General features: G+C 49.5%; 8 protein-coding genes, 1 tRNA gene and 1 rRNA gene. All 10 read right to left on the reverse strand.

What is annotated here, in order from left to right:
* Position 1: 1 nt before the first annotated feature.
* Positions 2-178 (reverse strand): hypothetical protein, encoded by a 177-nt coding sequence (locus ACFOLF_RS17415; protein WP_210046883.1) that lies wholly within the window; start codon positions 176-178, stop codon positions 2-4.
* 41 nt (positions 179-219) lie between these two features.
* A complete protein-coding gene (locus tag ACFOLF_RS17420) occupies positions 220-567 on the reverse strand; it encodes a hypothetical protein (protein ID WP_210046884.1) in 348 nt (115 codons plus the stop codon).
* Between the two features lie 180 nt (positions 568-747).
* Positions 748-836, reverse strand: a tRNA-Ser gene (locus tag ACFOLF_RS17425).
* An 87-nt stretch (positions 837-923) separates the two neighbouring features.
* Entirely contained in the window at positions 924-2207 is a 1284-nt protein-coding gene (serS, locus tag ACFOLF_RS17430) for a serine--tRNA ligase (protein ID WP_210046885.1), read from the reverse strand.
* A gap of 76 nt (positions 2208-2283) precedes the next feature.
* Positions 2284-2871, reverse strand: a complete 588-nt coding sequence (gene pdxT / locus ACFOLF_RS17435) for a pyridoxal 5'-phosphate synthase glutaminase subunit PdxT (RefSeq protein ID WP_210046886.1) — start codon at positions 2869-2871, stop codon at positions 2284-2286.
* Positions 2872-2906: 35 nt separating this feature from the next.
* Positions 2907-3788, reverse strand: coding sequence for a pyridoxal 5'-phosphate synthase lyase subunit PdxS (gene pdxS, locus ACFOLF_RS17440; RefSeq protein WP_210046887.1), 882 nt, complete (start codon positions 3786-3788; stop codon positions 2907-2909).
* Between the two features lie 132 nt (positions 3789-3920).
* A complete protein-coding gene (locus tag ACFOLF_RS17445; RefSeq protein WP_379113794.1) occupies positions 3921-5219 on the reverse strand; it encodes a D-alanyl-D-alanine carboxypeptidase family protein in 1299 nt (432 codons plus the stop codon).
* Between the two features lie 201 nt (positions 5220-5420).
* Positions 5421-6878, reverse strand: coding sequence for an IMP dehydrogenase (gene guaB / locus ACFOLF_RS17450; RefSeq protein WP_210046888.1), 1458 nt, complete (start codon positions 6876-6878; stop codon positions 5421-5423).
* Between the two features lie 310 nt (positions 6879-7188).
* A complete protein-coding gene (locus ACFOLF_RS17455) occupies positions 7189-8436 on the reverse strand; it encodes a putative glycoside hydrolase (protein ID WP_210046889.1) in 1248 nt (415 codons plus the stop codon).
* Positions 8437-8637: 201 nt separating this feature from the next.
* Positions 8638-8754 (reverse strand): 5S ribosomal RNA (gene rrf, locus ACFOLF_RS17460).
* Positions 8755-8814: the final 60 nt, after the last annotated feature.

The raw sequence follows: 8814 nt of genomic DNA on the forward strand, positions 1-8814 counted from the left end.
TTTAGCTGCGCGGATGCTTCAAATCGGTCGGCTCATCATGATTGAGCGCATCCTGATGGCGGCGATCGTTCTTGTCCTGCTGAAGCTGCTGGGCATGATGGCTGTTAACGGGATTGATATCAAGCGCCTCTACAACGTTGCTCAAGTTTTTATCGGCGCTGCCTTTATTTTTAGTCATAGCGGTGTAGCCTCCCCTTCAGATGGCTGGCAATCGTCTATCTATGCATTCGTCAGTACATGAAGCGCCTGGGCGCATTCATGTATATGACGGGTGTAATCTTCTACAAGCTGCTGGATGATCGGCGTTCTCTCGTCAACCGAGCGGCCGTCTTTTTCCACATCGATCAATGTGACCTTGATTTCACGGCTGTCCACATAGGTCGCTTTAAAGTCAAAGCTGTACATTTGATGGCCTGCGGTATCCAACGTAATACGCAGTGTCTGTTCATCAGCCTCATCTGCCAAAACAGACACACGATCCGACTCATTCACATACTCCGGAAGCGTGCGCTGCCAGGCATCAACCAACTGCTGCTGATCCATCTGAAGCTCGTCTTGTTTACTCATCCCTTACCACCTCCATGCGGATAATATGCCGACATGGGGCGGTTTTTATGCAGTCCCTCCGGTGTAGATGCGGACACAAAGAAGAAAGCGAAACCCGCTATTTTCTTATGAAATTTGGCATATCAGCAGAGAAAGCAAAAAACGCCCGGGCAAAATGCCCGGGCGTTGGTTTCTTATAGTTGGCGGAGAGGGTGGGATTCGAACCCACGTGGACTTGCGCCCTAACGGTTTTCAAGACCGCCCCGTTATGACCGCTTCGGTACCTCTCCAGATAAGATGTGGCTTTAGGCCACAAGATATATTGTACCACAGGCCAAAATGGATATGCAACACCAATTTTGACCTGTGGCAACAGATCAGGTACGTACGCCGATTACCTCTAATCCCCCCATATAAGGACGAAGGATTTGTGGAATGATAATCGAGCCGTCAGCCTGCTGATAATTCTCCAGAATCGCGGCGACCGTTCGGCCGATAGCAAGTCCGGAGCCGTTAAGGGTATGCACAAATTCCGGCTTGCTCTTGGAATCGCGGCGAAAACGGATGTTGGCTCTGCGGGCCTGGAAGTCCTCGAAGTTGGAGCAGGAGGAAATTTCCCGGTATGTACCGCCGCTTGGCAGCCAGACCTCGATATCATAGGTCTTGGCCGACGAGAAGCCCATATCGCCCGTGCAGAGCGTCAGGACTCGATAGGGCAGTTCTAACAGCTGAAGCACAGTCTCTGCGTTTAGAGTCAGCGATTCGAGCTCCGCATGCGACTCCTCCGGCTTGCACAGCTTTACCAGCTCCACCTTGTTGAATTGATGCTGGCGGATAAGTCCGCGGGTATCGCGCCCGGCAGCGCCGGCTTCCGAACGAAAACACGCGCTGTAGGCGACAAAATTTTTGGGCAGATCATCCACTGACAAAATTTCGTCGCGGTGAATATTGGTTACCGGTACCTCCGCCGTCGGAATCAAATAATACTCGGTATTTGCAAGCTTAAAGAGATCCTCTTCGAACTTCGGCAGCTGACCGGTCCCAACCAGACTATCCCGATTTACGATGTAAGGTGGAAGCAATTCTTCATAACCATGCTTGTCACTGTGCAAATCCATCATAAAGTTTATAAGCGCACGCTCCAGACGGGCACCCAAGCCGCGGTAAAACACGAACCGCGAGCCTGTTACCTTGCCGGCTGCCTCAAAATCAAGAATACCGAGCTCCTGAGCAAGCTCCCAATGGGCTTTTGGCTCAAACTGCAGCTCCGTCACTTCACCGACCCGGCGAATCTCCACATTATCTGCCTCTGAAGAGCCAACAGGCACGCTTTCATGCGGAATATTCGGGATAGCCAGCGTCAGCTCGGCAATTTCCGCTTCGACAACACGCACTTCCTCATCGAGCACTTTAATCCGGTCCCCGACCTCGCGCATTTCCACAATAAGGGCTTCTGCGTCGCCGCCGCTTTTCTTCAGCTTGGCCACTTCCTGGGAGACGGTGTTGCGGCGGCTTTTCAACTGCTCGCTTTCCTGCAGCAGATCGCGCCACTTGGTGTCCAGAATCGGGAATTCACTGATGAGCTCGGCAGATTTCCCGCGTTTTTTGAGCGCCAGTTCAACTTTACTAAAATCATTTCTTAGCAATTTAACATCCAACACGAAAAGGTAACCCCTCTCTAATTAAACACTCGTATCTATTGGCAAAGAGACTGCGAATTCGCAGTCTCCGGCTCTTCTAACGCGCGGACTCGGCAGCCGCTTCCTTAACCATGTCCAAAAAATACGCGTGCAGACGATAATCATCCGTAAGTTCCGGGTGGTAGGAAGATACAAGCAGATGCCCTTGTCTTGCGGTTACGATCTCATCGTTATAAGTGGAAAGCACCTCAACACCTTCGCCCACTTCCTTAATAAGCGGGGCCCGGATGAAGACGGCCCTTACCGGCTCATCAATTCCGATAACGGCTAAATCCGTCTCAAAGCTTTCCCGCTGCCGTCCGAAGGCATTGCGCGCCACCGTCATATTCATCAGCTGCAAATGCGCTTCTTCTTGACCCTCTATCCGGTCGGCCAGCACAATAAGCCCTGCGCATGTACCGAAAATCGGTTTGCCGGCATCAGAGAAGCTGCGAATAGCATCCATAAAATCATACTTGCGCATCAGTTTGCCGATCGTAGTACTTTCTCCACCAGGAATAATAAGACCGTCCAGCTCGTCCAGCTGCCCGGACTGCTTGACCGCAACAGGCTCACCGCCAGCTGCCTGAATGCTTCGCATATGCTCGGCAACAGCACCCTGCAGCGCCAATACGCCAATCTTCATTCGTTATGCCTTCTTTCTTTACCGGCTAGCTGCTCTTACAGACCGCGATCCTGCATCCGCTGAGCTGGATCAAGCTTGGATATTTCAATACCTTTCATCGGAGCGCCAAGATTCTTGGACACTTCCGCGATCAGCTTGTAATCGGTGAAATGGGTTGTTGCTTCTACGATAGCACGGGCAAATTTCTCCGGATTGTCGGATTTGAAAATACCCGAGCCTACAAATACGCCATCAGCGCCCAGATGCATCATGAGTGCAGCATCGGAAGGAGTCGCAATACCGCCTGCCGCGAAGTTTACAACCGGAAGCTTGCCCGTCTCGTGAACCTCTAATAACAGATCGTAAGGCACACCCAGCACTTTAGCTTCCGCATAAAGCTCATCCTTGGCAAGATTTTGCACCTTACGGATTTGACCTGTAATAATACGCATATGGCGGACCGCCTCAACGATATTACCCGTTCCCGGCTCACCCTTGGTCCGCATCATAGCTGCACCTTCCTGAATGCGGCGCAGCGCCTCTCCCAGGTCCTTGGCGCCATTTACGAAGGGAACAGTGAAGTCGCGTTTATCGATATGGAACACTTCGTCTGCTGGCGTAAGCACTTCACTCTCGTCAATGTAGTCAGCGCCGAGTGCTTCAAGCACTCTTGCCTCTACATAATGTCCGATACGGGCTTTGGCCATAACCGGAATGGATACGACTTTCATAACTTCTTCGAGAATCGTTGGATCGGCCATGCGGGCAACGCCGCCTGCGGCGCGAATATCGGAAGGCACACGCTCAAGCGCCATAACCGCTGTAGCTCCTGCCGCTTCAGCAATTTTGGCCTGCTCGGCGCTCATAACGTCCATGATGACGCCGCCTTTTTGCATTTCCGCCATGCCTCTTTTTACACGTGATGTTCCTGTTTCCATGTTCCCGAGTCCTCCTAAAATAATGTTCTCATCCCTCGAATATCCGAGTTAGCTCTAACCATTTATTTTACATGATCCAATCAAAATCGACAACCATTTAATCCATAGTGAAATGCTTGGTATTTGCTTAAATTAGAACAAGTCCACTATCCCATTAAACAGTCCGGCAAAGAAAGTGCCGATCGCTCTGAACATCAGGCGCCACCAGCTTCCTTTATCAACATTCTCGGAAGAAATGAGGTCAACCTTCTTTTCAATGGTTTCCCCTGTATCTGCATCCTTATACGAATAGGTAGCTGTTCCGACAACCTGCCCCTGCTTGATTGGAGCTACAAGCTTATCTTCTGTCTGCAAGGTTACTTTAGGAGCGGAGATCTGCGGCGCTGCACCTTTTTTGACCAGGAACGTGATATCGTTCGCTGTCACGATAGGCGCAGTTTTCGAAACGCCTTTGTTTATTTTGACCGTTTCCGCATCTTTTACCACTGTTTTTGGAGCGACTACCGTTTTCTTTTCAAAATTGTTAAAGCCATAATCGAGCAGCTTTGCTGTCTCATAAAAACGGGCTTCCTTGGTGCTTGTTCCCATGACAACACTAATCAGGCGCAAATCGCCGCGCTTGGCTGTTCCCGTAAAGCAATAGCCGGCTGCTCCGATGTAGCCTGTCTTCATTCCGTCCAAACCTTCATAGGCAAATTTCTTAAAGGACGGCACATCCTTATTGCTGCCCAGCATCCAGTTCCAGTTGATCATGGGCTCTTTGTCGCGCTCACGAAATTTATAGGATTGAATTTTAGAATAGTCCAGGAATTCCGGGTGCTTCTGCAGAAGAAGCCTTGCGAACTTCGCCAGATCAGCTGCGGAAATCACCGTTGTGTCGAGCAGTCCTGTTGCCGTTGTAAAATGAGCGGAGTTCAGCCCCAGCGATTTTGCGGTATCATTCATTTTCTGAACAAATCCCTGCTCGGTACCGCCGCCGATATGGTCCGCCAGCGCGACCGTCGCGTCATTGGCTGAACCTACTGCCATGGCAATATATAAGTCTTTTACCGTATGCTTATCGCCTTCAGCCAAGTAGATTTGAGATCCATCCGCAGGCGTGGAAGCTGCTTCCTTCGTTACCGTTACAATATCGTCCCATTTAATACGTTTCTGCTGGATTTCTTCCAAAACGATATATTCCGACATCATCTTCGTCATACTGGCAGGGGGGCGTACTTCATCCTGCGCTACCTGATAAAGCACTTGACCGGTATCCGCATCAATAAGTATGGCCGATTGAACCTCAAGTCCAAGTGAATTCGGTGTGAATGCATCTTTTGCAGCAGCGGCGTAAGCCGACGTCGAACCTATAATCGTAGTAAAAAGCAAGCCGACTAACAATGCGGATATCGCCGATACGAGACGTACCGGTCTTTTATTCCGTTCCAACGTCTTCTCTCCCTCTTCCAGTAGATTGTCTATCTATTATTGTACCACATGGAACGCGCATGAAAAAAGAGAGGCAGGAAAATGGTGATCCCACCATCTTCCTGCCTGGGCACGAACCTACTATCTAGAATTCTATCCGATCCGTATCACGGTTTACAACAAGCGAAGCTGACAATATGATTAAATAACTCTAATGATAGATTACAGAGAATAATTTGGTGCTTCCTTAGTGATTTGAACATCATGCGGATGGCTCTCGCGCAGACCGGCATTGGTGATGCGAACGAATTGTGTATCATGCTTCAGTTCTTCGATGCTTTTCGTTCCGCAATACCCCATACCCGAACGCAAACCGCCAATCAATTGATGTACCGTATCGGCAAGCGGTCCTTTGTATGCTACGCGTCCCTCAATCCCTTCAGGCACGAGCTTGTTCTCATTCTCCTGGAAGTAACGATCCTTACTGCCTTCTTTCATTGCCCCCAATGAACCCATACCCCGGTAAACCTTAAAGCGCCGTCCCTGATAAATTTCGGACTCGCCCGGGCTTTCTTCCGTTCCGGCGAACAAACTGCCGATCATAATCGCACTTGCACCCGCAGCGATTGCTTTGGTAACATCACCGGAGTATTTGATACCGCCATCGGCGATAATCGGAATATTATATTCACGTGCCACACTGGCACAGTCATAAATAGCTGTAATTTGCGGAACCCCAATACCGGCGATAATCCGTGTTGTACAGATCGAGCCAGGTCCCATGCCCACTTTAACGACCGATGCTCCGGCTTCGATCAGATCGCGCGTACCTTCACCCGTCGCCACGTTGCCGGCTACGATAACAAGATTCTCATATTTCTCACGAATCTTTCTCACCATATCCAGCACGTTGATCTGATGTCCATGCGCTGTGTCCACAACAAGAACATCCACACCGGACTGTACAAGCGCCTCAGCGCGCTCCAGTGTGTCCTTGGCTATGCCAACGGCCGCTCCGCAGAGCAGCCTGCCTTGTGTATCCTTGGCAGCGTTGGGGAATTGGATCGCCTTTTCAATATCCTTGATCGTAATAAGTCCCTTAAGGGTATTGGTATCGTCAACCAGCGGAAGCTTCTCAATCTTATGCTTCTGGAGCAGACCTTCCGCCTGCTGCAGCGTAGTGCCTACAGGAGCGGTTACCAATTCCTCATGGGTCATCACTTCACTGATTTTCATCGAATAATCGTGAATAAAGCGCAAATCGCGATTTGTCAAAATACCAACCAGCTTCTGATTCTCATCTACAATCGGAACGCCGGATATCCGGTATTTGCCCATCAATTCCTCAGCGTCATAGACATGATGATCAGGCGTCAAGGAGAAAGGGTTCGTGATAACGCCGCTCTCGGAGCGCTTAACCCGGTCAACCTCCTCGGCCTGCTGCTGGATGGACATGTTCTTATGGATAATTCCAATACCGCCTTCACGGGCCATAGCGATCGCCAGAGCCGATTCCGTTACTGTATCCATGCCCGCACTGATCAGCGGAATATTCAACTTCACGTTGGCGCTCAGGCTGACTGAAACATCAACCTCCCGCGGCAAAATTTCCGATTTACGGGGTACAAGCAAAACGTCATCAAAGGTTAATCCTTCTTTGGCGAATTTATTTTCCCACACTGTTATGATCCTCCTTCAAATGGTTTCCGAAAGAGGGAAGAAACGGCCACCGCTGTGCAAGAAAACATTGTTAACGCAGACGAGCCGAAAAGTCATTTCATCTTACGCTCGCCTTTTCTCCTTTTCGGTGGTATGCCATGTTCCTTCCCTTAAAAATATAATTAAAGTATAGAGCTAATCGATACTTTCTTATATTTCAAAATCGGGCTTCTTATTGTGAATGAATTGATTCGACTCACTTATATTATTGCAATATTAGCAGAGGGGTTAGGGGCTGTCAAGGATTCGCGATGCCCTCTTAATACTCCAATCATGAACGATAATCATATTTACAATTGGAGCTCCAAAGCAGGAATTCTTTTACACCTTGCTCATTCGCAGCCTGAATTTGTTTATTGATCTGATGCGCCCCATAACGCTGATGCGGGTGTACCCAGGTGGCTGTAAAGCCCTGGAGCCAAGGGCGGATTTGTGCAGCCTGTTTTTTGGGGGTGGCATTCAACGCTTTATTGCGCCGCATCGCATCCGCCATGGCCTTGCGAATAACCTTATAGGGCTGAAGATCAGGACTGTTTATTCCATACATTCCCTGCGAATAATGGGAAGGGTACGTCATGGGTGAGATAACATCGACAACGCTCGCTATAGCCGGCCATGACTGTCCAATCCCCATATCATCCCTGGATGATGTTACCAAGCCGAATACATCCGCCGAAATGCGTACTCCCGCAGAGTGAAGACGATCTTTGGCCTGCTGCAAAAATAACTGAATAACCTCAGCCTTGCTGCTGCCATTTATACCCGCATACCGCACTTCCGTGTCCACTTTTGCCCCATTATCCGGGAAACGGACATAATCAAACTGGATCTCGTCAAATCCGAGGCTGGCCGCCTCCTCTGCTATCGCGATGTTATAAGAACGGGGTTCCGGTTGATAAGGGTCGATCCATGCCTTTCCTTGATGATCAAGCCAAACACCACCGTTTTTCTTTTGAAAAGCCAACTCTGGTTTCTTCCGAACATATAACGGATCATTGAACACGACAATACGGCCGATGCAGTAAATATTCCTGGATTTCAGCCTGCTGATTAAAGCATGAATATCCTTGATGGCTGGATGAGAGGCCGCTCCCATTGTACGTACTTCCGGAATATTGGAACGATACGTTAGTTCGCCATAGTCATTTTTCACATCGATAACCATGGCATTCAGATTCGTCGTATCTATTAGGTGAATGAGGCGGTCCATGTGCTTCCGGCTGCCTGCGACCCATCCGGAGACATATATCCCTCTGACGGGTTCGCTTGGCTTTCTAATCTGCTCTTCATGATCAGCATTCAATACAGTGGGGAGAGAAGCAGGTTCTTTTCGTTGGGATTGAAAGTGAGTAGATAATGAACGGCTGGATGATTGTTCCATTGTTTGTTGTGCTTGGTTCTTTTCCGATATTTCAGCCGATGACTTGCCGCTTCGATGATTGGCGCTGCATCCTGTACATCCTGATATCATCAGACCTGATAGCACCAAGACCAAGCATCGTTTAATCCATATAGTCATAATGATAATAAATACCCCCCATCATCCTCAATCATTGCTCTTATATGTAGTATGAGCATACCGATACATGGAGTTGTAAAGGAGTTATAGCCAGAAGTGGGGATCACTGGAGGGCGAGGAACAAACCGGGTGAGATACCACTCAGGGAAGATAGCAGTAAACAACAAAAAACCGACCACAGAACTGCGGTCGGCTTCTCGTGCTTGGCAACGTCCTACTCTCCCAGGACCCTGCGGTCCAAGTACCATCGGCGCTGAAGGGCTTAACGGTCGTGTTCGGGATGGGTACGCGTGGTTCCCCTTCGCCATTGCTACCAAACGGGATGGCTCGGCTATGGACCGATCATCATAAGGGTGGTTACACCCTGAAAACTGGATA

This window comes from Paenibacillus sepulcri (assembly GCF_042647105.1).
GTDB lineage: Bacteria > Bacillota > Bacilli > Paenibacillales > Paenibacillaceae > Paenibacillus_Z > Paenibacillus_Z sepulcri.